Here is a 20970-nt window from a genome sequence, read left to right as displayed (position 1 = left end):
TTTGAGATTTCCTGTCTAGAAAACCCACCTGAAAAATCAACATAACTTACCATCAAAGGATACCTAATGAGTCAAGATAAAACCCAAGCAAAACTAAAGATCATTCCCCTAGGAGGATTACACGAAATCGGCAAAAACACCTGTGTTTTTGAATACGATGATGAGATTATTCTCTTGGATGCAGGTTTAGCTTTTCCTTCCGATGATATGCACGGGGTCAATGTAGTGCTTCCCGATATGACTTATCTAAGAGAAAATCGCCATAAAATTAAGGGTATGATCGTCACCCACGGTCACGAAGATCATATCGGTGGCATTCCCTACCATCTCAAACAATTTGATGTGCCAATTATCTACGGTCCGCGTCTAGCGATGGCTTTATTGCGGGATAAATTGGAAGAAGCAGGATTGGCAAATCGTACTAAATTAGAAACCGTTGCTCCCCGGCAAATGGTGCGTTTAGGTAAATCTTTCATGGTGGAATATATCCGCAATACCCACTCGATCGCCGATAGTTTTTGTGTAGCAATTCACACTCCTTTAGGGGTAGTTATTCACACGGGAGATTTTAAAATTGACCATACTCCCGTGGATGGCGAATTCTTTGATCTGCAAAAAATTGCCGAACATGGCGAAAAAGGGGTGCTATGTTTATTGAGTGATTCCACTAACGCGGAAGTACCCGGTTATACTCCCTCGGAAGCTTCCGTTTATCCCGGTTTAGAGCGGGTTTTTAACCAAGCAACGGGACGGATTATGATCACTACCTTTGCTTCCTCGGTGCATCGGATTAATCTGGTGTTGAAATTGGCCCAGAAATTTAACCGGAAAGTGGTGGTAGTGGGTCGATCGATGTTAAATGTCATCGCTCATGCGCGTAATTTGGGGTATATAAAATGTCCCGACGATCTATTTGAACCCTTGAAAGCGACCCGCAATTTAGCCGATGAAAAAATCGTTATTTTAACCACAGGCTCCCAGGGGGAAACTTTAGCGGCCATGACGCGGATTTCTAAGGGTGAACATCCTCATATTCGCGTGCGTCAGGGAGATACGATTGTCTTTTCCGCTAATCCGATTCCGGGTAATACCATCGCTGTGGTCAATACAATTGATCGCCTGATGATGCAGGGTGCTAACGTAGTTTACGGACGCGATAAGGGAATTCACGTTTCCGGCCATGGTTCCCAAGAAGACCATAAATTGATGCTATCTTTGACCCGGCCGAAGTTTTTTGTGCCAGTGCATGGAGAACACCGAATGCTGGTCAAACACGCTCAGATGGCCCAAAGTATGGGTATTCCCGCCGAAAATATGGTAATTGTCAAAAATGGTGACACGATCGAGTTAACTGGCGATCGCATTGGACTTGGCACACCAGTGCCTTCGGGAATCGAGTTAGTTGATCAAGCGGGTGTGGTCCACGAACACATTATGCAGGAAAGACAACAATTAGCCGAAGATGGTGTGATTACGATCGCGGCCTTCGTTAACGGGGAGGGACAATTAAGCGCACCTCCAGAGATTAATTTGCGCGGTGTGGTGACAAAAGTGGAAATCCCGCTGCTGAATCAGTTAATTATTCGGGCGATCGAACGCTGTTTAAGCGATCGCATCGGTGAATTTAAAACCGCCACGGGGTCCCCGGATTGGGCCGGTTTGCGGGCCGAAATCGAGACGACTTTGCAACGTTTAATCAAACGGGAGTTAAAGAGTCAACCTCTAGTGATTTTCCTCTTGCAAGCGGCGGCAACGGAACCAGCGAACAATCGTACTTATCGCCGCCGCCGTCCGGCAGCCACCATGGCCTCCTAATATCAGTGGGACAGGAGACTCCCAGACAGGAGACTCCGAGACAGGAGACTCCGAGACAGGAGACAGGAGATTATTTTTATTTATCCTCCCCACCTCCCCACTTCATAATTCATAATTCATAATTCATAATTCCCACTCCCCCACCTCCCTACTTCATAATTCATAATTCATAATTCATAATTCATAATTCCCGCACCCCACTTCCCATTGATAACTGACCATGTTCCATGCTGCCGATTTGCGATCGCTGCTGACCGCCGTTGCCAGGGGAGAAATTAACCCGGAGACAGCCTTAGATAAACTTAAACATCTGGCCTTTGAACCGGTGGAAGACTTCGCTAAGATTGACCATCATCGTCAATTAAGAACGGGATTTCCGGAGGTTATCTGGGGGCCGGGTAAAACTACGGCTCAAATCGCCCAAATTATCGATGTTTTGCGTCAAAATAGTCCCGTGGTTATGGCCACCCGCATTGAAGCAGAGATAGCAGCCCAGCTACAGGAACAGGTAACGGACTTAGTTTATTATCCCTTAGCCCGCATCTGTGCCATTGCCGCAGCTGCCCCAGAAAATCCCCCAAAAGGGATAATTTCCATCCTAACGGCGGGAACTGCCGATATTCCCGTAGCGGAGGAGGCGGCGGTTACTGCTCAATTATGCGGTTTTTCCGTGCAGCGTCTTTGGGATGTGGGAGTAGCGGGAATTCATCGCCTCTTGAATCATCGCCATCTATTGGATGCCGCCGATGTGTTAATTGTTGTTGCGGGAATGGAAGGAGCCTTACCAAGTGTGGTAGCGGGATTAGTCGATCGCCCGGTGATCGCCGTTCCCACCAGTATCGGTTACGGAACCAGTTTCGGCGGTATTGCTCCTTTGTTAACTATGCTCAATTCCTGCGCGGTCGGTGTGGGTGTGGTTAATATCGATAATGGTTTTGGGGCTGCCATGTTAGCCGGCCAAATTTTACGCACGGCGGCCAGACTAGCCTAGGGTTGGCTGAATAAATCTGAAAACCTTGTTGGGTAAAACTTTTAGACCTTTTGGAAATCAAAAAGTACCGGATATGGGAGTGATCGGGGGGAAAATTCTGGGACTTTTTCCCTGAAAATTAGGTAATTGACCTTGGCGGTTCGACAAGCGGTTCGGCTGATCTCACCGTCGAAGCCTTACCGTCCACTCGACTGAGCGTTCGACTGAGCGTTCGACAAAAGCTCACGCCGAAGTCTTCGCCGAACGTCCTGAAAATCGGTAAAACCCTACACCCCACACCCCACACCCCACACCCTGCCCCCACGAGAAACTTTTTCAGCAGACCCTAGCCTAGATTTTCCCTCATCTCAGGCTGAAAATCCTATACAGTTGGTATAGGGATAAACTACTTTGAAAAAGAAGCCGATATGCACCTAAGTGAAATTACTCATCCCAACCAGTTACATGGTTTATCACTCCGTCAATTAGAAGATATTGCCCGTCAGATTCGCGAAAAACACCTCCAGACGATCGCCGCTACCGGTGGACATTTGGGACCGGGGTTAGGAGTCGTAGAACTAACGATCGCCCTTTACCAAACCCTCGATCTCGATCGAGATAAAGTCCTTTGGGACGTGGGACACCAAGCTTATCCGCACAAACTCCTCACCGGTCGCTATAACGATTTTCACACCCTGCGCCAAAAAAACGGCGTTGCGGGCTATCTAAAACGTTGCGAGAGCAAATTTGACCATTTTGGGGCTGGACACGCCTCTACGAGCATTTCTGCGGGGTTAGGAATGGCTTTAGCCCGGGATGCCAAGGGGGAAGATTTCAAGGTAGTATCGATCATCGGGGACGGCGCTTTAACCGGGGGTATGGCCCTAGAAGCGATTAACCATGCTGGACATTTACCGAACACCAACATCATGGTTATCCTCAACGATAACGAGATGTCCATTTCCCCCAACGTCGGGGCAATTTCCCGCTATCTCAATAAAGTTCGTCTGAGCGAACCCGTCCAGTTTATCGCCGATAATCTCGAAGAACAATTTAAAAATCTACCCTTCTTCGGTGACTCCCTCACTCCGGAAATGGAACGAGTCAAAGAAGGAATGAAACGGTTAGCAGTTCCCAAAGTTGGCGCAGTCATCGAAGAATTGGGCTTTAAATATTTTGGCCCGATTGATGGTCATAATATTCCCGAATTAATCGCCACTTTTAAACAGGCCCATAAGGTCCACGGACCGGTTTTCGTCCACGTTGCCACCGTGAAAGGCAAAGGCTACGAATGGGCCGAAAAAGATCAAGTGGGTTATCATGCCCAAAATCCCTTTAATTTAGCCACGGGTAAACCGATTCCCTCCAGTAAACCGAAACCTCCGGCTTATTCTAAAGTTTTCGGGCATACTCTCACTAAATTGGCGGAAAATGACCCGCGCATTATCGGTATCACCGCCGCTATGGCCACCGGGACGGGATTAGATAAATTTCAGGCAAAACTACCGAAACAGTACATCGATGTGGGAATTGCCGAACAACACGCTGTTACTCTCGCTGGTGGTCTTGCTTGCGAAGGAATGCGCCCGGTTGTCACTATTTACTCTACTTTCCTGCAGCGGGCTTTTGATCAGATTATTCATGATATCTGCATTCAAAATCTACCGGTTTTCTTCTGCATGGACCGGGCCGGTATTGTCGGGGCCGATGGACCGACTCACCAAGGGATGTACGATATCGCCTACCTGCGTTGTATCCCCAATATGACCATTATGGCCCCCAAAGATGAGGCGGAACTGCAAAGAATGGTGGTAACGGGGATTAATCATACCAGCGGCCCCATTGCCATGCGTTATCCCCGGGGCAACGGTTTAGGGGTTCCCCTGATGGAAGAGGGTTGGGAAGCTTTACCCATCGGTAAGGGCGAAATTCTCCGCAGTGGCGATGATATTCTCCTGTTAGGATACGGCACTATGGTCAACACTTCCCTACAGGTGGCCGAAATCCTCAGCGAACACGGCATCGAAGCCACAGTGGTTAATGCTCGTTTTGTCAAGCCCCTTGATACAGAACTTATCTTTCCCCTTGCCCAACGTCTTGGTAAAGTGGTGACTTTGGAAGAAGGTTGTTTGATGGGTGGTTTTGGTTCTGCGGTTTTGGAAGCTTTACAGGATGCTAATATTCTAGTTCCGGTCAAGCGTTTCGGGGTTCCCGATAAATTAGTGGACCACGCAAAACCAGAGGAATCCTTCGCTGATTTGGGTTTAACCAGTCCCCAGATTGCCCAACAGGTTTTAGCGGCATTTTTTAGCCAAAAACAAACCGCTAACGTCGGTTAAAATCTCAAGATTAGCTTGTCCAGTTTTCCCGAAAAATTAGGGAAGACTGGTTTTTTTTGGTCTAGATAGTTAATGAAGACTGCCGGCAATAAATAGTGAGGGGAACGAACCACAGAGACACAAAGGACACAAAGATCGATCACTACTATAGAAGTTAAATTTATCACACAAAGAATAGGAGAGTCCAGTAGCTTTAAGAGCATCAGCCATGAGTTGGTCATCAATGACAGTGTTAGTTCTCGTAGTATCCCTAGTTGTGTATAGTAGATTAAACCTCTTGCATAATTAATTTGCGAGGGTTCAAAAATGAGAAAAAAGGTTAAATTTTGTCAAGAAATTGCTTAAAGTTTTGTAAAGTAACTTGACTTAAAGACAGAATTGTGCATAGTAGAAGTAGGCGGAGAGAAGATTGGACGATTACAAGCAACTGAATTACCTATGGAAAACCAACTTTGGCAGCGAATCACCCTCGATTTAAATATCTGTCATGGCAAACCTTGCCTTCGAGGATTGCGTTATCCTGTTGAATTTATCCTAGAATTACTTAGTTCTGGCATGAGTATCGAAGATATTTTAGCCGACTACGATGATTTGGAACGGGAGGATATTCTAGCGGCGTTATTGTTTGCCACTCGATTAACTCAGGTAAAAAGCATCTACCAAATTGCACCATGAACTTTTTAGTCGATGCCCAATTGCCAGTTCGTTTAGCCCGTTTTTTGCAAGCTGCTGGTCATGGTACAATTCATACTAAAGATTTACCCCAACAAAATGCCACGACAGATGCAGAAATTAACGCTCTTTCAATTCAACAAAATCGTATTGTTATTACCAAAGACACAGATTTTCTCGATTCATTTTTGATTAGTCAAGAACCTTATAAGCTTCTGCTAGTGACTACGGGTAATATTACGAATGTTGAATTAGAAGCATTATTTCAGAATAATTTACCTCAAATAAAAGCACTTTTTACTCAACATTCCCTAATAGAAATGAGTCGCAACTCAATCATCGTTCATCAATAATTTTACCCGGAGTGCTGTGTATGGTTTCATCAGTTCATCGTATGGCTTCTGGCGTTGAAACAAATTTTGTTTTAAAGCTAACCTTTGAGCAAGAGCAGAATAGGAGGATATGTCAACCATGTTAAGCACTGATCTAGAGATAAGACTAGCAGCTTTAGAAGCTGAAGTAGCACTGCTTAAGCGTTTGCTACCTACTGTCAGCGAAACTCCCTGGTGGGAAAAAATTGTCGGCACTTTTGCTGATGATCCAGCTTACGAAGAGGCAATGCAGTTTGGTCAAGAGTACCGCCAGTCTCTAAAACCTTTAGCCGAGGAAGCATCCGAACCCTGAAATGTATCTCCTTGACACCGATCATATTACTATTCTCGATCGCGGGGGACAACCGGCACAACAATTGCTGAAAAAACTGGCTGCTATTACGAGCAGCGAAGTTGCCACCACAATTATCACCTACGAAGAACAAATGCGGGGATGGCTCAGTTACATAGCCAAGACCAGTTCGATTGAAACCCAAGTTGTTGCCTATCGAAGGCTAGAAAAGCACCTCGCTAATTATCGCACGATTCCCATTGTCGGCTTTGATGAAAAGGCAGGTCAAGTTTTTCAAGAACTTCGGGTAACTTACCCTCGTTTGGGTTCGATGGATTTGAAGATTGCTGCTATCTCAATGGTTAATCCGGCTATCCTGCTGACGAGAAATCTCTAAGATTTTGGGCAAATTGCCGGTGTAAGAGCAGAAGATTGGACGATTACAGGCAACTGAATTACCGATGGAAAAACAACTTTGGCAGCGAATCACCCCCAGAGATAATTTATGTTTGTTTTTATAAATGCACGTCATCAGCTATCGAAGACTACGAGAATTTACGAATAAACACGCTGATTCCCGAATAGCTTTAGAGAATTGGTACAAAATTGCCAGTCAAGCGATTTGGTATAATTTAGTTGAGGTTCAAACAGTATTTCCTAAAGCAGAAGCAGTTGGTAACTTTACTGTTTTTAACATTAAAGGGAATAGTTATCGTCTCATAACCAGTATCGATTATCAGAAGCGGCTAATTTATATCAAGTATGTTTTAACTCACGCTGAATACGATAAGGAGCAATGGAAAAATGACCCTTACTTTTAATCCAGAAAAATACAAAGAATTACTAGCTCGCCATTTACCTAAAGTTATTAAAACAGAGGCAGAAAATGAAAAAGCTTTGGCTATTGTGGAAGAATTAATGCACCGTCAGCAGCGAACTCCCGAAGAAGATGAACTTTATGAGCTTCTAATTTTTTTAATTGGGAATTTTGAAAAAAGCTTTTATCTACAGGAATCAACCACACCTCATTCTATGTTATTGTTTTTGATGGAACAGCAAGGCGTTAATAAGAAAGACATAGCCAGAATCCTTGGCTCTGACAAAATTGCCTCTAGTTTAATTGAAGGAAAAGGGTCAATTACCCAAGAACAGGCGAAATTATTAGGACATTTCTTTAATGTAGATTATAGTTTGTTGATGTAGATACGATCCCCTCTAGCTTTTTGGTTGAGTTGAGCGCTTTAATATTTAGGAGAAAACTGCTCGATTCAATAATTTGAGCCAAAACCCAATATTTTTAAAGACATCGGTGCAGTTTCCCGCAAGCGTCGCTCATTTTTGATAGACAAAAGTTATTGCTGTCACCCCAAACACAAGTTTACTGTCCCACCCGCCAAATTTTGATAGTTTTGTCACCACTCCCACTAGCTAAATAGCGGCCATCGGGACTATATGCTACTGAGAAAACTGTCTCAGAATGACCGGTAAGGGTACGCAATTCGTTTCCCGTTGCTACCTCCCAAATTTTGATAGTTTTGTCCTGACTCCCACTAGCTAAATAGCGGCCATCGGGACTATATACTACTGACATAACCTCGCGAGAATGACCAGTAAGGGTAGGCAATTCTTTTCCCGTTGCTACCTCCCAAATTTTGATAGTTTTGTCAGAACTACCACTAGCTAAATAGCGGCCATCGGGACTATATACCACTGACAAAACCACACTAGAATGACCAGTAAAGGTAGGCAGTTCTTTTCCCGTTGCTACCTCCCAAATTTTGATAGTTTTGTCACCATTCCCACTAGCTAAATAGCGGCCATCGGGACTATATGCTACTGACCAAACCCAGCCAGAATAACCAGCAAGAGTACGCAATTCTGTTCCCGTTACTACATCCCAAACTTTGATAGTTTTGTCCCAACTACCACTAGCTAAATAGCGGCCATCGGGACTATATACTACTGACCTAACCCTGTCAGAATGACCAGTAAGGGTACGCAATTCTGTTCCCGTTACTACATCCCAAACTTTGATAGTTTTGTCCCAACTACCACTAGCTAAATAGCGACCATCGGGACTATATATTACTGAATCAACCCAGCTAGAATGACCAGTAAGGCTTTTATCTAAGAAGCGAAGACTAGATAAATCAGATATTAATAATTGAGGACTAGCAGGAAACTCTAAATATTTAAAATAACCATAACCTTGCGTTATTCCTACTCCTAATAACAAAACTCCACCAAGAGCTATTAATCCATTTCTCAGATTATTATTTTTAACCAGTTGTGCTGGTGTTTTTTTTGGTACAGCTACAGGTGAAACTGGCGGAGAAGGATTAATCTTAGGAATAACTGGCGGTTGTTTTTGAGTTACAACAGGCTGCGGATTTGCTGCTGGTGGAGATGGCCTATTAGGATTTATAGGAGGTAACTTTAATTGCCGTTCAATCTCATCCAAACGCTGTAAAATAACCCTAGTATTAGCCGGTCTATTCTTGGGTAATCTTCCCATCAACTCATCAATAAAATCCAACAATAACGGGTGAATATTTTCCGTTTCTTCTCGCCAAGATAAAACATCATTAACCGCATCATAAATTTCTAAGGGATGTTTTCCGGTTAATAAATGCACAAAAGTTCGTCCTAAAGCATGAAAATCTGATTGAATCACTGCTTGGCCATGTTGTTGTTCATTGGGTGTATATCCGGCTGAGGTAATACCTGTCACCTGTTGACCTTTTACCTTTTGATGATAGGTTTGGGTTTCTTCCCTTGCTGTGCCAAAATCAATTAACACCAACTCGCCACTATTCCGCAGCATGATATTAGGGGGTTTAATATCTCGATGCAGCCAATTCTGTTGATGAATTTTATCGAGAATTAAAGTAATTTCTCTCAGCCATTTTAAGGCTCGTTTTTGACTTAACTTATCATACTGCTTTAGCCACTGTTCTAAATTAATCCCCTCCACTTTTTCCATAACTAAACAGTGTAATATTTTCCCCTCCCTTGTGGAATATTGAAAATAGGCATCTGCGCGAGGAACACCGGTGACATTTTGACGACTCAACTCTAATAAAACGTCATATTCCCGTTTAAATAATTCCACTGCCTTCGGTTCATTATTCCATTTTTCTTGTAATACCTTGAGGATTTTGGCTGTAAAACCTTCAAAAGCCTCATAAACAACGCCAAAACCGGTCGTATCACTCAATAACCGACTTACCCTATATTTACCATTTAACAACAACTCAGAGCCGCAACTTTGACAGTAACGAGTATTCGAGTTATTATTACTCGGATGGTCTGGTTGAGAACAATCGGGATTAATGCAGTAACAGGGTTTCATCTCGGCTATCAGTTATTTTATTGAGTGAATAATTACAAGTTTTCCCTTACCTGTCTTTGAAGGCATTTTATCATAAGTAAGTAGGCGTTAAAAATTATCAGATGCCCCCCTTATTAAGGGGGATCCCCCCGCCTATCGGCACCCCCCTTATCAAGGGGGATCCCCCCGCCTATCGGCACCCCCCTTATCAAGGGGGGCAGGGGGGATCGAACCTAAAATCGATTTTTAATTTAATTATAACCAGCTACTTAAGTAAGCTAAAACGGATTTTAACCGCCTATCCTTAAATTAGCTGAATCTCTCCCAATCCCTTTACTCTTGCCTCTTGTCTCTTGCCGATCCTTAGATTAGCTGAATCTCCCCCAATCCCTTTACTCTTGCCTCTTGCCTATCCTTAGACGATGATTATTTTTCTGGTGCGAAAAGCTCGCCCTTGAAAAAGGGGACAATTATTAATTATTATTAAAAGTGTATTTACTAATTAACCAAAATACCAGTGAAACTAGCTCAAGCTCAGACGATATTAACAGACACTTTAACCGTATTTTGGGGAGAATGGCTAGATTTACGCGCGAGAGTCCTTCAGATCGCCGCCACAGGTTTAGTTTCTCCCCTAATCTATATTATCGGTTTCGGGTTGGGGTTGGGAAGCGCCCTCGATCGCTCGATGAAACCCTCGCTCGGCGATTCTTATCTAGAATTTATTTTACCCGGAATGGTGGCCCTGTCCTCAATGGCGATCAGTTTCGGGGGAACCACCTTTTCGATATGTGGCGATCGCTTATTTAGTAAAACCTTCGAGGAATTATTATTACTTCCCGTCCATCCCCTCTCATTATTTTTAGGCAAAGTTTTCGCGGGAATTTTGCGCGGTGTAATGACTTCTGCATCAGTGATTCTCGTTGCTATCTTATTTACAGGAAAATTTGTCAGTTTTCTCAATCCCCTCTTTTTATTAGTTTTAATCTTAAATTGTGCCGTCTTTGCCGGTTTAGGGGCAATTGTCGGATTGCGAGTTACATCCCTCGAAAGTGTCGGTCTGTATAATAACTTTTTAATCGTGCCGATGTCTTTTTTAGGAGCAACTTTTTTCGATCCCCAAACCTTACCCTGGCCATTAAAAATTATTGTTTATTCCTTGCCCCTCACCTATGCTAGTCTGGGATTAAGATCCGCAGCCTACGATATAAATCAATTTCCTTGGTTCGCTATCCCCATTTTATTAATCGTCGCTATTCTTCTCTCGATTGTCGGTGCTTATCAATTCTCCCATCAACGGGATTAAATCAGTAATCAGTAATCAGTTATCAGTAATCAGTAATCAGATTTTAGTTTTCGGTGAACAGTATTAAGTGGCAAGTTCCGAGCTTTCTTTTCACTGTTTACTGTAATCCTGACTCCTATCTCCTGACTCCTATCTCCTGACTACTTTTTACTTTGAATAAATATATCCTTTTTTATAAACCCTACGAGGTATTATGTCAGTTTACTGATGAAAATGGGCGTTCGACTCTAAAAGATTATATTCCTATCCCCAATATCTATTCAGTCGGTCGTTTAGATAGGGACAGCGAGGGATTATTATTACTCACAGATAACGGTCAATTACAGCATCGTTTAGGTCATCGTCAATTTGCTCATCCGCGCACCTATTGGGTACAAGTCGAAAGAATTCCAGACCTAAACGCTTTAGAAAAATTGCGTCAAGGTCTTCCTATTCAGGATTATCGCACTCGACCAGCAATAGTTAATTTACTAGATTTTGAACCAGATTTACCCCCCAGAGAGCCACCGATTCGTTATCGAAAATCTGTTCCCACCGCTTGGTTAGAAATTACCTTAACTGAGGGAAGAAATCGTCAGGTAAGAAGGATGACGGCTGCCGTTGGTTATCCCACTTTAAGATTAATTAGAACAGCCATTACTATTGACAAAAACAATAAATTATGCTTAACAGGATTACAACCCGGTCAATGGCGAGAAGTGACTGAAAAAGAGAGAAAAGCCTTAGAAAGGTTATAATTTTTGTAAGTAACCTTGATAACCAAAGTTGAATGTATAGTTTGGGACTTGATCAAATTACCCACAATTATCTATAATCGTGAATATTAAACCGAAAGACAAACATGAAAGTTAAAATTAAAAATCTTGGCATTTTAAAACAGGCAGAATTCAGTCTAGGCGACTTCACAATTATCTGTGGTGGTAATAATACAGGTAAAACTTATGCTACCTACGCTTTATTCGGTTTTTTATACACTTGGCGAAGACTATTAACTTGGCCAACATTTGGACTCAAAGAAAAAATTAATCAACTACTTTCTGATGGTGTAATTAGTCTCGATCTACAGGAGTATGTTCAACAGTGTGAAAGTATTCTTACTACAGGTTGTCAAAGATATGTTCAACAAATACCTGAAGTTTTTGCTGCCAACGAGGAGAGGTTTAAAAATGTTAATTTTCAGATAGAATTAAATTTTGACAATATTCAATTTCAAAATAAGTATGAAAGGAAAATTAGTACAGCAACATGGGAAATTATCTCGATTAGCAAACCTGAAAATGACCCTTATTTATCCATCACATTATTAACAGAAACAGAAAAAATAAATCTGCCAGTGCATTTTCTTGAGGATATCATTTACGACAGCATCCAAGATATAATTTTCTCTCAGTTTTTTCCCAGGCCATTTATTGCCAGTGCAGAAAGAACAGGAGCGGCAATTTTTCGCAAAGAGTTAAATTTTGCTCGTAATCGTTTACTGGAAGAAATTAGTAAAAATAGCAATTTTAATCCTAGAGAACTGTTATTTAATGTTTCTCAGGATTATGCGCTACCAGTCAAAAAAAATGTAGATTTTACTAGACAAATAGAAACAATTGTCAAAAAAACTAGCTTTATTGCCGAAAATCATCCCAGTATTTTAGAAGATTTTGCCGATATTATTGGTGGTCAATATATGATTACTAGCAATGATGAACTTTATTACATTCCTAAAGGAAAAAAACTTAGACTATCGATGGATGAAAGTTCTAGTGCTGTACGTTCTCTTTTAGACATTGGCTTTTATTTAAGACACGAAGCTCGCATCGGAGATTTGTTAATGGTAGATGAACCTGAATTACATCTCCATCCAGAAAATCAACGCCGTATCGCTAAACTTTTCGCTCGACTGATTAACATTGGTATTAAAGTTTTTATCACTACTCACAGTGATTATATTATCAAAGAAATAAACACATTAATTATGCTCAACCATGATCAACCACACCTGAAACAAATTGCCGCAGAAGAAGGCTATAGACAAGAGGAATTATTATCGGCCGATCAAGTTAAAGTCTATATTGCTGAACAAGCTTTAGAGATGTTAAAAGGAAAAAAAAGAAAGACCAAATTTAACACTTTAACTCCCGCTAAAATTGATCCAGAAATGGGTATCGAAGCGCGTAGTTTTGATACTACTATCGAAAAGATGAATCGCATTCAAGCGGCTATTATTTGGGGTGAGGAGTAATGTCTGATATTGCTATGCTCAAAGAAATGATTAAGGATTGTGCGATAGTAGATTTGGAATATCAAAAAGAGTACAAACGAGATATTTATTTACTGAAACTGACAGAAACTCAAGATAACTATTCGTTTGTGGTTAATGGAATGCCGAAACCCGATGAGGTTATTGTGATCAATCTAGATGAGTTTTTTGATGTCCGCAAAATTTTTACTGGTAATAAAGGTGAGTGTAAGCGTGCAGATTTTATAATTATCGCTAATACCACTTCTGAAAAAGTTATCCTTTGTCTGGAAATGAAGAAAAGCAGAGATGATAATTCATCGATAATTAAACAATTAAAAGGAGCCAAATGCTTTGTCTCCTATTGTCGTGAAATCGGACGCTTATTTTGGAATCAACCCGATTTTCTTCAGGACTATCAATATCGCTTTGTTAGTATTAAAAATATCAGTATCTCTAAAACAACCACGAGCAGCCGTAAACCTTCTCAAAAAAGTGAGATTCACGATCAACCAGAAAAAATGTTAAAAATTTCCGCTCAAGCGAAGGACTTTCAAGAATTAATTTAGTCCTATAGCTTCTCATTATGACCGATTTAATCTTGATCGAATAACGATCTTTTGCCGAGAGTGCCGAAAGAGCCTTATCGATGCTCATTTTTAAAAACTTCAAACACCTGCCGGCTGAAATATTTTAACTTATCAGCTACCTTAGGAGAAGGTTGATAATTGCCGACTAATTGCCAATTTTCCACCGTAGATAGTCGCCAAGCGGTTCCTTGATGGTTAAAAGCCTGCATTTCTAAGCCAATCAAACGCTGATGCTGATCCTCGCTATCGAGATGAAAACGAATTTGTACCAGAATACTGCGCCCTTGAATTCTGGGACTCCAGCCTGGAAAATGGAAAGCGATATCGATCGAGTCGGGATCCGTTAACTCCCTTGTGTGGGGATCGTTGCGCCAAGGTTTCAGATCTGCCTTTGCATCGGGGAATTGTTGTTTAAACAGGTTGACGAGTGTGGCGATCTTCGCCGTTAATTCTAATCCTTTTGCCTGTTCCGACGCATTCATGCTCACCTCTGATAATTGCTTATAAAGTAACTATTTATACAGTTTAGCCCTGCTTTTTGCGACTATTGGAACAATTATAACGATATTTTCTCGATCGAGTCCAAAATGCCGCACCCGTCAATCAAGATATCCGCTGCCAAAAAGACAAAATCAAAACTACACTAGAAAATAGGATAATCGACAGGAACAGTATTTTCTATGAATCCCCAAGAGTCTCTATTACAATCGATCGAAAAATTAGGCTATCGGGTTACGGTGGGTGATGTGGCGGCAAAATCGGGTTTAGAGATTAACGCTGCACAACAGGGATTATTAGCTTTAGCTGCGGAAGCGGGGGGACATTTACAGGTAGCAGATACGGGGGAGATTATCTATCTTTTCCCTGAAAATTTTCGCTCAATTCTTCTGAATAAATATTGGCAATTGCAGTTAAAAGCTTTCGCCAGTAAAATCTGGAAAGTAGTTTTTTATGTTATTCGCATTTCCTTTGGCATTGTTTTAATTATTTCGATTTTAATCCTCTTGCTGGCTATTCTGGCAATCCTGATCGGCTTAATGTTTAAAGATAGTGACTCGGATAACAATTCGGGAAATAACAACATTAATATTAACTTCTTTCCCACGGACTTTTTCTGGATTTTTTATCCCGATTTTGGTAATAACTACTACGAAAAAAGAGATAGGGAAGTTAAGGCAGAAAAACCCCCTAGTAAGATGAATTTTCTCGAGTCAGTTTTTTCTTTTCTTTTTGGCGATGGCGATCCTAATTTTAATTTAGAGGAGAGACGCTGGCAAACTATCGGTAAAGTAATTCAAAATAATCGTGGCTCGATTATCGCTCCACAAATTGCCCCCTATCTCGATAGTATTAACCCCAGTCAGGAGGAGACAGAAGATTATATACTCCCAGTTTTAACTCGTTTTAATGGGTTGCCGCAAGTGTCCGATCGAGGCGATATTATCTATTATTTTCCCGATCTACAGGTGACAACCAAAGAGAGAAAAGTACAAGCATTGTCACCCTATCTAAGGGAAAAACGCTGGAAGTTTAGCGAAGCAGATAGCGGTCAAATTATCTTAGCTTTAGGTTTAGGGGTGGTTAACTTTATCCTCGCTTTAGTTTTAGGATATTTGCTCAAGAGTGATAGTGTCGATTTGAGCGGTTCTCTGGGGTCGATAGTCACAGGAATCTACGGGTTTCTCCTGAGTTATGCCGCTGCTTTTTTGGGGATTCCTCTCGGTCGTTATTTCTTTTTACAGTGGAGAAATGAGCGGGTTAATCAACGCAATCAACAGCGAGAAAAAAGAGCAGATCTATTAGCCCAAAATAATCCTGAATTAGAGCAAAAACTGGCCTACTCTCGTCAATTCGCTGACCAAAAAGTGATTACAGATGCTGATATTAGTTATTCTACCGATCAAGACTATCTCGAACAAGAGATCGAGCGATCGGATAAAATCGATGATTTTGCCTTTAATCCCCCCTTGATCCCCCCTTGATAAGGTAGGGTTGATTCATGAATCAACCCTACCCTTGATAACGGGGGTGTCTGATAATTTTTAACGCCTACCTACTTAATCGCTTTTGCTGTGTGGGAGGTCATTCTGTTATTCTGACTTGAAAGTGGGAAGTGGGAAGTGGGAAGTGGGAAGAAAAAAGCTGTCTCCTGCCTCCTGAATCCTGACGACCGACTCCTAACCCCAGCAACAAACTTTTTGCCGCAAACCCTAACTTAAACGATCGAGAGTGCGATACTGAATTGCTTCGGCAACGTGGGAACTTTTCAGCATTTCACTATCTCCTAAATCGGCAATGGTGCGGGCAACTTTGAGAATGCGATCCATTGCTCGGGCCGATAAACCCAATTTTCGGATTGCCCCTTCTAAAATATGGCGACTGCTATCATCCAGAGCGCAAAAACGCCGCAAATGCTCGGAATTCATCTCCGCATTAGAGCGAATCCCCGTATTTTGAAAGCGATCGCTGGCCTTTTGTCGGGCCCCTTCTACCCGTTGCCGCACCTGCTCAGAAGCTTCTCCCCGACTCTCTTGGGTCATTTCTTCCGGTTTCAGGCGATTTACCGTCACTTGTAGGTCAATACGGTCTAAAAGCGGCCCCGATAATTTCGCCCAATATTGTTCCCGTTGTCGCGGGGAACAGCTGCAGGGTTGCACTGAATCGCCGTAATAACCACAGGGACAGGGATTGGTACTCGCCACCAGGGTAAAACGGGCCGGAAAAGCGACGGAAAGACGAGTGCGAGAAATGCTCACATAACCATCCTCTAGGGGTTGTCGGAGATATTCCAAGACACTGCGCTTAAATTCCGTTAATTCGTCCAAAAATAAAATACCACGGTGAGAAAGGGAGATTTCTCCCGGTCGGGGATAAGTGCCACCTCCCACCAGCGCCGCTCCAGAAGCGGAGTGATGGGGACTGCGAAAAGGACGCTCGCGCACCAGAGAACCTCGATCTTTCAGTAATCCAGCGACGGAATGAATCTGGGAGACTTCTAGGGATTCGGCAAAGGTAAGCTGGGGCAGAATACCGGGTAAACGTCGCGCTAACATGGTTTTACCGCTGCCCGGTGGCCCGACAAAAATTAGGTTATGACCTCCAGCTGCGGCAATTTCCAGGGCCCGCCGGCCAATTGCTTGGCCTTTGACATCCTTGAGATCGGGGAGATTTACTCGCGATCGCCCAAATTCCTCGGCAGCGTTAAAAGTCATCGGTGAATAGCGATCGGGTTCATTTAAGAAATTTACCACTTCCGATAGATGACGAAACCCATACACTTGTACGCCTTTGACCACGGCCGCTTCTTTGGCATTATCGGCGGGAACCACTAAACCCTTAATCCCCATTTTTTCGGCAGCGGCAGCAATGGGTAAAACCCCCGCCACGGGACGCAAACTACCATCGAGGGATAATTCACCTAAAAAGAGAAAATCCCCCAATAAATCGGCTTCTACCTGTTCGGAGGCTCCTAAAATGCCGATACTAATCGGTAAATCATAAATTGGACCCTCTTTGCGGATATCGGCAGGACTTAAATTGATGACAATTTTGCGGATGGGAAAAGCAAATCCGGCATTTTTTAGGGAAGCTTTTACCCTTTCTTTCGACTCCTGCACGGCGGTATCGGGTAAACCCACCACGGCAATTCCGGGTAATCCTCCCGATACATCCACCTCTACCCCGATTTTAATGGCATCGATGCCGATAATTGCCGCACTCCAAACCCTTGCTAACATTTTGGCTCAAGTAAAAATAAAGTGAGTTCTTAGGAAAATGAAACAGGATGTTAGGCTAGTTTTCCGCATAAAAATGATTTTATCTGGGAATTTACCCTGAAAATCAGCCTATTTCTCGGTATAAACTAGCCAGAAAAGCTGAGAGCTTAATGGTATAGTTGAAAAAAAAAGCAATTTGTCTATGAGCGAGACTATTTTTAGCAAAATTATCCGGAAAGAAATTCCCGCCTCGATCGTCTATGAAGATGATCTGGTTCTCGCTTTTCGAGATGTTAATCCCCAAGCACCCACCCATATCCTCATTATCCCCAAAAAACCGATTCCGAAACTAGAGGAAGCCAGCGACAGCGATCAAGATTTATTGGGACATTTGTTACTAACTGTTAAAAAGGTGGCCGCCGAAGCTAAATTAAGTCAAGGTTATCGAGTAGTGATCAATAATGGGGAACATGGAGGTCAAACCGTCGATCATCTTCATGTCCATCTTTTGGGCGATCGCCCAATGGACTGGCCTCCGGGTTAAACCCTCTTATTTTCCCGCATTTTTGGGGAATTATAGAGCTAGAAGCGTTTTTTTCCTGAGTCGGTCTTCTCGATGTTAAACCCATGAATAGGTCTCTTTCTGCGATCGCTTTGTCCAGCACCCTGCTGTTATTTCCCTTCACCCCCACGACTCTCGCTCAATCGCAATGCTTTCTACCAGAATGTTTTCTACTATGCTTTCTCCAAAGAGCAGATGGACAACACATAGATCTTAGTCGTCTCTGTGGCAGTTCATCTAGAAATAGGAAAAATTCCCCGCAAGTTTATCAGCTACCGATTCAACGCCGGGTTAAAGGCATTCCCACGGTGATGGTAGTTTTTAATCACCGTCACTCCTATGAAATGCTTTTTGATACAGGTGCTAGTGGCATCGTCCTCACCGATGCCATGGCGAAAGCGATGAAAGTCAAACGGGAAAGGAAAGTAATCAATAATACCGCCGGCGGTGTCGTTACTGGTTATCTTGGTCGCATTAATTTTGTTAAAGCTGGCGAGATGACTTTATATAATCAGATTGTTAATATTTCTCCCCAAATGAAAGGGTTAGGACTCTTGGGACAAACCTTTTTTGGTTCCTATGATGTCACGATCAAAAAAGATGTGATTGAATTACGTTATCGTTGATAAGTAGCTGGTTATAATTAAATTAAAAATGGATTTTAGGTTCGATCCCCCCTGCCCCCCTTGATAAGGGGGGTACCGATAGGCGGGGGGATCCCCCCTGCCCCCCTTGATAAGGGGGGTGCCTGAAAACTTTTAACACCTACCTACTTAGTCTCATGGGAAAAATGCTCGCTTTCCTGACTTTAATCTAAAGTTCCTCGCTGTATTTGCTCCCGTTCGATCGCTTCAAATAGGGCCTGGAAGTTGCCTTCTCCAAAACCTCTAGCGGCATGACGGCGCTCGATTAATTCAAAAAAGAAAGTCGGCTGGGAAAAAATTGGTTTAGTGAAAATTTGCAGTAAAGTCGGCTTTTCCGGGAGGGAATAACTATTTTGTTCAAAATCGATGAGAATTTCCCTTTTTTTTATTTCTGACCATTCCCAATCAGCAATATTAAAATCTTTTTTTTGATAGTTAATTTGTTGATAATAACTGTCTGGAACTGATAAAAACTCTACCTTTTTTTCTTTTAATTTTTGAGTTAAGTTTACAATGTTTTCTGTTTTTAAAGCAATGTGTTGAATGCCAGATTTTTGATTAATATCTAAAAATTCTTGAATTTGAGAACTGTTACTATCTGGTTCATTAATCGGTAATTTTAATTCAGTTTCGGGGTAAACAAGCACCTGAGAATAAAGACCAGAACGGTCCGTTTTAATAGTAAAAGCTTGCCTTTTTTTAAAGCCTAAATTTTCCTCATACCAATTGGCTGTTAACTCTAAATTCCCTTGAAAAACATTTAAAACTAAATGATCAATTGCCAGAATATCCTGATTATATTGTTCCCTACTATCGTATTGAATCAGATTAGGATCGGCTAAAATTGGCGTGATTCCCTGTCTTTCAATTAACGTATGTTTGAGATCAGCAATGCTAGAGATTTGACAGCTTTTTATCTTACCCCTAGCTAAAACAGTTTCCTCAATAAAAATGTCCTGTTTAATTTTCCTAGCTAAACTGTCTAAATCCTCCACTTGAAAAGCTACGTCCGCCACCCCTTCAGGATATTTACTTAAAAATTCCGCCACGGGACTAAGGGAATTTAAGGGAGAAGATAAGATAAAAATAATCTGTTTAGTTTTATCTTTTTGGATGCCATTGCCGACTATTTCCGTGTGTGTGTGGAGATTAACTAAACTTGCGATCGCCTGAAAATCCATCACCCCCACAAACCAATCCCGCCATTTTTTGGCCGATTCTACATAAAAATGAATATGATCAACAAACATAGATAAAGTCAAAAAAAGGGTGTTTTTCAGTGAGCAGTAAACAGTGAAAATAAAACTCCGAACTTGCCACTTAATGCTATTCACTGATAACTGATAACTGATAACTGAAAAAGCTGATGACTAAAAAAAGAGATGACTATCGGGTTGAATATTAATTTCCATGGGGACAGCTTGGGGTTCAGCATTCATGGCAAAATAGATAGCATCGGCGGCAGTTTGAGCGGTTAACATTTTATTGCGATCAACTTTTAAGCTCACCTGATCCCAAAAAGGAGTATCGACACCACCAAAATAGAATAAAGTCATTTTAATACCATAGCGTTTTAACTCATCGGCCAAACATTTACTAAAACCGACCACCCCGTATTTAGAAGCACAATAAGCGGCAGCCATAGCCATAGAATGCTTACCTAAAATTCCCACCACATTACAGATATGACCGGCCTTATTTTCCTTCATCACATTAGCGGCAGCCTGACAGGTATAAAAACTCCCCTTCAGATTGAGGTCGAGCATTTTATCTAAATCTTCCGGCGTGATTTTATTATATTGTTTCATCACACCGGCTCCGGCCGCATTAACCAACACATCCAACCGGCCGTAATGGGAGACAATTTTTGCCATCAAAGTTTCTACCTGGGTTGGATTAGTGATATCCGTCGGTACAATTAACGAGGGACAAGACAACTCACCAGCTAAATTAGATAAATTATCGGCATTTCTGGCCACTAATACGAGTTTATGACCATTAACAGCTAGTTTACGCGCTAAAGTGGCACCGATCCCCCCCGTAGCACCGACAATCAGGACAACTTTTTCGCTCATAATTATTGATAATTCTTTACAAATCTTATTGTAAACTGTTCCGACTGGAAAATCATCGCT

Annotated in this window: 22 protein-coding genes; 16 read left to right on the top strand and 6 right to left on the bottom strand. The window is 42.1% G+C overall.

What is annotated here, in order from left to right; all coding sequences use genetic code 11:
* Nucleotides 1-66 precede the first annotated feature (66 nt).
* From LW728_RS04110 to dxs, 3 genes are all read left to right on the top strand, one after another.
* On the top strand, nt 67-1815 hold the full coding sequence (locus LW728_RS04110; protein WP_287671221.1) for a ribonuclease J: 1749 nt from the start codon (nt 67-69) through the stop codon (nt 1813-1815).
* A 220-nt stretch (nt 1816-2035) separates the two neighbouring features.
* Entirely contained in the window at nt 2036-2806 is a 771-nt protein-coding gene (gene larB, locus LW728_RS04105; protein ID WP_002803694.1) for a nickel pincer cofactor biosynthesis protein LarB, read from the top strand.
* Nucleotides 2807-3213: 407 nt separating this feature from the next.
* The gene (gene dxs, locus LW728_RS04100) at nt 3214-5124 is read left to right on the top strand and encodes a 1-deoxy-D-xylulose-5-phosphate synthase (protein ID WP_287703904.1); all 1911 of its coding nucleotides are present in this window, start codon (nt 3214-3216) and stop codon (nt 5122-5124) included.
* Between the two features lie 69 nt (nt 5125-5193).
* Here the strand turns inward: dxs and LW728_RS23100 are convergent, their stop codons facing one another.
* Complete coding sequence (locus LW728_RS23100; protein ID WP_071846437.1) at nt 5194-5334, bottom strand: DUF2191 domain-containing protein; 141 nt, start codon at nt 5332-5334, stop codon at nt 5194-5196.
* A 228-nt stretch (nt 5335-5562) separates the two neighbouring features.
* Here LW728_RS23100 and LW728_RS04095 point away from each other — a divergent pair, with 228 nt between their 5' ends.
* The 6 genes from LW728_RS04095 (at nt 5563) to LW728_RS04070 (ending at nt 7662) form a co-directional block, all read left to right on the top strand.
* Nucleotides 5563-5799 carry a DUF433 domain-containing protein gene (locus tag LW728_RS04095; RefSeq protein WP_002758607.1) on the top strand — a complete coding sequence of 79 codons (237 nt, stop codon included), beginning with the start codon at nt 5563-5565 and terminating at the stop codon, nt 5797-5799.
* Nucleotides 5796-6149 (top strand): DUF5615 family PIN-like protein, encoded by a 354-nt coding sequence (locus tag LW728_RS04090; RefSeq protein WP_287765326.1) that lies wholly within the window; start codon nt 5796-5798, stop codon nt 6147-6149. The genes LW728_RS04095 and LW728_RS04090 overlap by 4 nt, the downstream gene beginning before the upstream one ends.
* Before the next feature lie 118 nt (nt 6150-6267).
* The gene (locus LW728_RS04085; protein ID WP_287671218.1) at nt 6268-6480 is read left to right on the top strand and encodes a hypothetical protein; all 213 of its coding nucleotides are present in this window, start codon (nt 6268-6270) and stop codon (nt 6478-6480) included.
* 1 nt (nt 6481) lies between these two features.
* On the top strand, nt 6482-6856 hold the full coding sequence (locus LW728_RS04080; RefSeq protein ID WP_287671216.1) for a type II toxin-antitoxin system VapC family toxin: 375 nt from the start codon (nt 6482-6484) through the stop codon (nt 6854-6856).
* Nucleotides 6857-6980: 124 nt separating this feature from the next.
* The gene (locus LW728_RS04075; protein ID WP_002797368.1) at nt 6981-7280 is read left to right on the top strand and encodes a type II toxin-antitoxin system HigB family toxin; all 300 of its coding nucleotides are present in this window, start codon (nt 6981-6983) and stop codon (nt 7278-7280) included.
* Nucleotides 7264-7662 carry a helix-turn-helix domain-containing protein gene (locus LW728_RS04070; RefSeq protein WP_002797362.1) on the top strand — a complete coding sequence of 133 codons (399 nt, stop codon included), beginning with the start codon at nt 7264-7266 and terminating at the stop codon, nt 7660-7662. Before LW728_RS04075 ends, LW728_RS04070 begins: the two co-directional genes overlap by 17 nt.
* Nucleotides 7663-7837: 175 nt before the next feature.
* Here LW728_RS04070 and LW728_RS04065 read toward each other — a convergent pair whose 3' ends face one another.
* On the bottom strand, nt 7838-9811 hold the full coding sequence (locus tag LW728_RS04065; protein WP_287765324.1) for a protein kinase domain-containing protein: 1974 nt from the start codon (nt 9809-9811) through the stop codon (nt 7838-7840).
* Nucleotides 9812-10307: 496 nt separating this feature from the next.
* Here LW728_RS04065 and LW728_RS04060 point away from each other — a divergent pair, with 496 nt between their 5' ends.
* From LW728_RS04060 to LW728_RS04045, 4 genes are all read left to right on the top strand, one after another.
* Nucleotides 10308-11096, top strand: coding sequence for an ABC transporter permease (locus LW728_RS04060; RefSeq protein ID WP_104395812.1), 789 nt, complete (start codon nt 10308-10310; stop codon nt 11094-11096).
* Between the two features lie 152 nt (nt 11097-11248).
* A complete protein-coding gene (locus tag LW728_RS04055; RefSeq protein WP_286825306.1) occupies nt 11249-11833 on the top strand; it encodes a pseudouridine synthase in 585 nt (194 codons plus the stop codon).
* 104 nt (nt 11834-11937) lie between these two features.
* Nucleotides 11938-13326, top strand: coding sequence for an AAA family ATPase (locus tag LW728_RS04050; protein WP_287765322.1), 1389 nt, complete (start codon nt 11938-11940; stop codon nt 13324-13326).
* Complete coding sequence (locus LW728_RS04045) at nt 13326-13892, top strand: hypothetical protein (protein WP_287765319.1); 567 nt, start codon at nt 13326-13328, stop codon at nt 13890-13892. The genes LW728_RS04050 and LW728_RS04045 overlap by 1 nt, the downstream gene beginning before the upstream one ends.
* 74 nt (nt 13893-13966) lie before the next feature.
* On the opposite strand, the gene LW728_RS04040 is transcribed toward LW728_RS04045, so the two are convergent.
* Nucleotides 13967-14395: a Tery_1686 family protein gene (locus LW728_RS04040; RefSeq protein WP_002743840.1), complete on the bottom strand. Its 429-nt coding sequence runs from the start codon at nt 14393-14395 to the stop codon at nt 13967-13969.
* Between the two features lie 198 nt (nt 14396-14593).
* On the opposite strand from LW728_RS04040, the gene LW728_RS04035 reads away from it, so the two are divergent.
* Complete coding sequence (locus LW728_RS04035) at nt 14594-15895, top strand: hypothetical protein (protein WP_287765317.1); 1302 nt, start codon at nt 14594-14596, stop codon at nt 15893-15895.
* Nucleotides 15896-16123: 228 nt separating this feature from the next.
* Here LW728_RS04035 and LW728_RS04030 read toward each other — a convergent pair whose 3' ends face one another.
* The gene (locus LW728_RS04030; RefSeq protein ID WP_002785022.1) at nt 16124-17650 is read right to left on the bottom strand and encodes a YifB family Mg chelatase-like AAA ATPase; all 1527 of its coding nucleotides are present in this window, start codon (nt 17648-17650) and stop codon (nt 16124-16126) included.
* A gap of 181 nt (nt 17651-17831) precedes the next feature.
* Between LW728_RS04030 and LW728_RS04025 the strand changes: the two genes are divergently transcribed.
* Nucleotides 17832-18173, top strand: a complete 342-nt coding sequence (locus LW728_RS04025; protein ID WP_193977509.1) for a histidine triad nucleotide-binding protein — start codon at nt 17832-17834, stop codon at nt 18171-18173.
* A gap of 83 nt (nt 18174-18256) precedes the next feature.
* Entirely contained in the window at nt 18257-18817 is a 561-nt protein-coding gene (locus LW728_RS04020; protein ID WP_287765314.1) for a retropepsin-like aspartic protease family protein, read from the top strand.
* Nucleotides 18818-18999: 182 nt separating this feature from the next.
* Here the strand turns inward: LW728_RS04020 and hppD are convergent, their stop codons facing one another.
* Together hppD and LW728_RS04010 are read right to left on the bottom strand one after the other, a co-directional pair.
* The gene (gene hppD / locus LW728_RS04015) at nt 19000-20085 is read right to left on the bottom strand and encodes a 4-hydroxyphenylpyruvate dioxygenase (RefSeq protein WP_287765310.1); all 1086 of its coding nucleotides are present in this window, start codon (nt 20083-20085) and stop codon (nt 19000-19002) included.
* Between the two features lie 120 nt (nt 20086-20205).
* On the bottom strand, nt 20206-20910 hold the full coding sequence (locus LW728_RS04010) for an SDR family oxidoreductase (RefSeq protein WP_271992776.1): 705 nt from the start codon (nt 20908-20910) through the stop codon (nt 20206-20208).
* Between the last annotated feature and the right edge of the window lie 60 nt (nt 20911-20970).

The organism is Microcystis sp. 49638_E5 (assembly GCF_021300285.1).
Taxonomy (GTDB): domain Bacteria; phylum Cyanobacteriota; class Cyanobacteriia; order Cyanobacteriales; family Microcystaceae; genus Microcystis; species Microcystis aeruginosa_C.
Note: the sequence above shows the minus strand (reverse complement) of the source record. Positions and strands in the feature narration are given on the sequence as shown.

Coding starts and splice junctions, on each gene's coding strand:
- LW728_RS04110 (WP_287671221.1), top strand. CDS start 67: ATGAGTCAAGATAAAACCCAAGCAAAACTAAAGATCATTCCCCTAGGA.
- larB (WP_002803694.1), top strand. CDS start 2,036: ATGTTCCATGCTGCCGATTTGCGATCGCTGCTGACCGCCGTTGCCAGG.
- dxs (WP_287703904.1), top strand. CDS start 3,214: ATGCACCTAAGTGAAATTACTCATCCCAACCAGTTACATGGTTTATCA.
- LW728_RS23100 (WP_071846437.1), bottom strand. CDS start 5,334: ATGGCTGATGCTCTTAAAGCTACTGGACTCTCCTATTCTTTGTGTGAT.
- LW728_RS04095 (WP_002758607.1), top strand. CDS start 5,563: ATGGAAAACCAACTTTGGCAGCGAATCACCCTCGATTTAAATATCTGT.
- LW728_RS04090 (WP_287765326.1), top strand. CDS start 5,796: ATGAACTTTTTAGTCGATGCCCAATTGCCAGTTCGTTTAGCCCGTTTT.
- LW728_RS04085 (WP_287671218.1), top strand. CDS start 6,268: ATGTTAAGCACTGATCTAGAGATAAGACTAGCAGCTTTAGAAGCTGAA.
- LW728_RS04080 (WP_287671216.1), top strand. CDS start 6,482: ATGTATCTCCTTGACACCGATCATATTACTATTCTCGATCGCGGGGGA.
- LW728_RS04075 (WP_002797368.1), top strand. CDS start 6,981: ATGCACGTCATCAGCTATCGAAGACTACGAGAATTTACGAATAAACAC.
- LW728_RS04070 (WP_002797362.1), top strand. CDS start 7,264: ATGACCCTTACTTTTAATCCAGAAAAATACAAAGAATTACTAGCTCGC.
- LW728_RS04065 (WP_287765324.1), bottom strand. CDS start 9,811: ATGAAACCCTGTTACTGCATTAATCCCGATTGTTCTCAACCAGACCAT.
- LW728_RS04050 (WP_287765322.1), top strand. CDS start 11,938: ATGAAAGTTAAAATTAAAAATCTTGGCATTTTAAAACAGGCAGAATTC.
- LW728_RS04045 (WP_287765319.1), top strand. CDS start 13,326: ATGTCTGATATTGCTATGCTCAAAGAAATGATTAAGGATTGTGCGATA.
- LW728_RS04040 (WP_002743840.1), bottom strand. CDS start 14,395: ATGAATGCGTCGGAACAGGCAAAAGGATTAGAATTAACGGCGAAGATC.
- LW728_RS04035 (WP_287765317.1), top strand. CDS start 14,594: ATGAATCCCCAAGAGTCTCTATTACAATCGATCGAAAAATTAGGCTAT.
- LW728_RS04030 (WP_002785022.1), bottom strand. CDS start 17,650: ATGTTAGCAAGGGTTTGGAGTGCGGCAATTATCGGCATCGATGCCATT.
- LW728_RS04025 (WP_193977509.1), top strand. CDS start 17,832: ATGAGCGAGACTATTTTTAGCAAAATTATCCGGAAAGAAATTCCCGCC.
- LW728_RS04020 (WP_287765314.1), top strand. CDS start 18,257: ATGAATAGGTCTCTTTCTGCGATCGCTTTGTCCAGCACCCTGCTGTTA.
- hppD (WP_287765310.1), bottom strand. CDS start 20,085: ATGTTTGTTGATCATATTCATTTTTATGTAGAATCGGCCAAAAAATGG.
- LW728_RS04010 (WP_271992776.1), bottom strand. CDS start 20,910: ATGAGCGAAAAAGTTGTCCTGATTGTCGGTGCTACGGGGGGGATCGGT.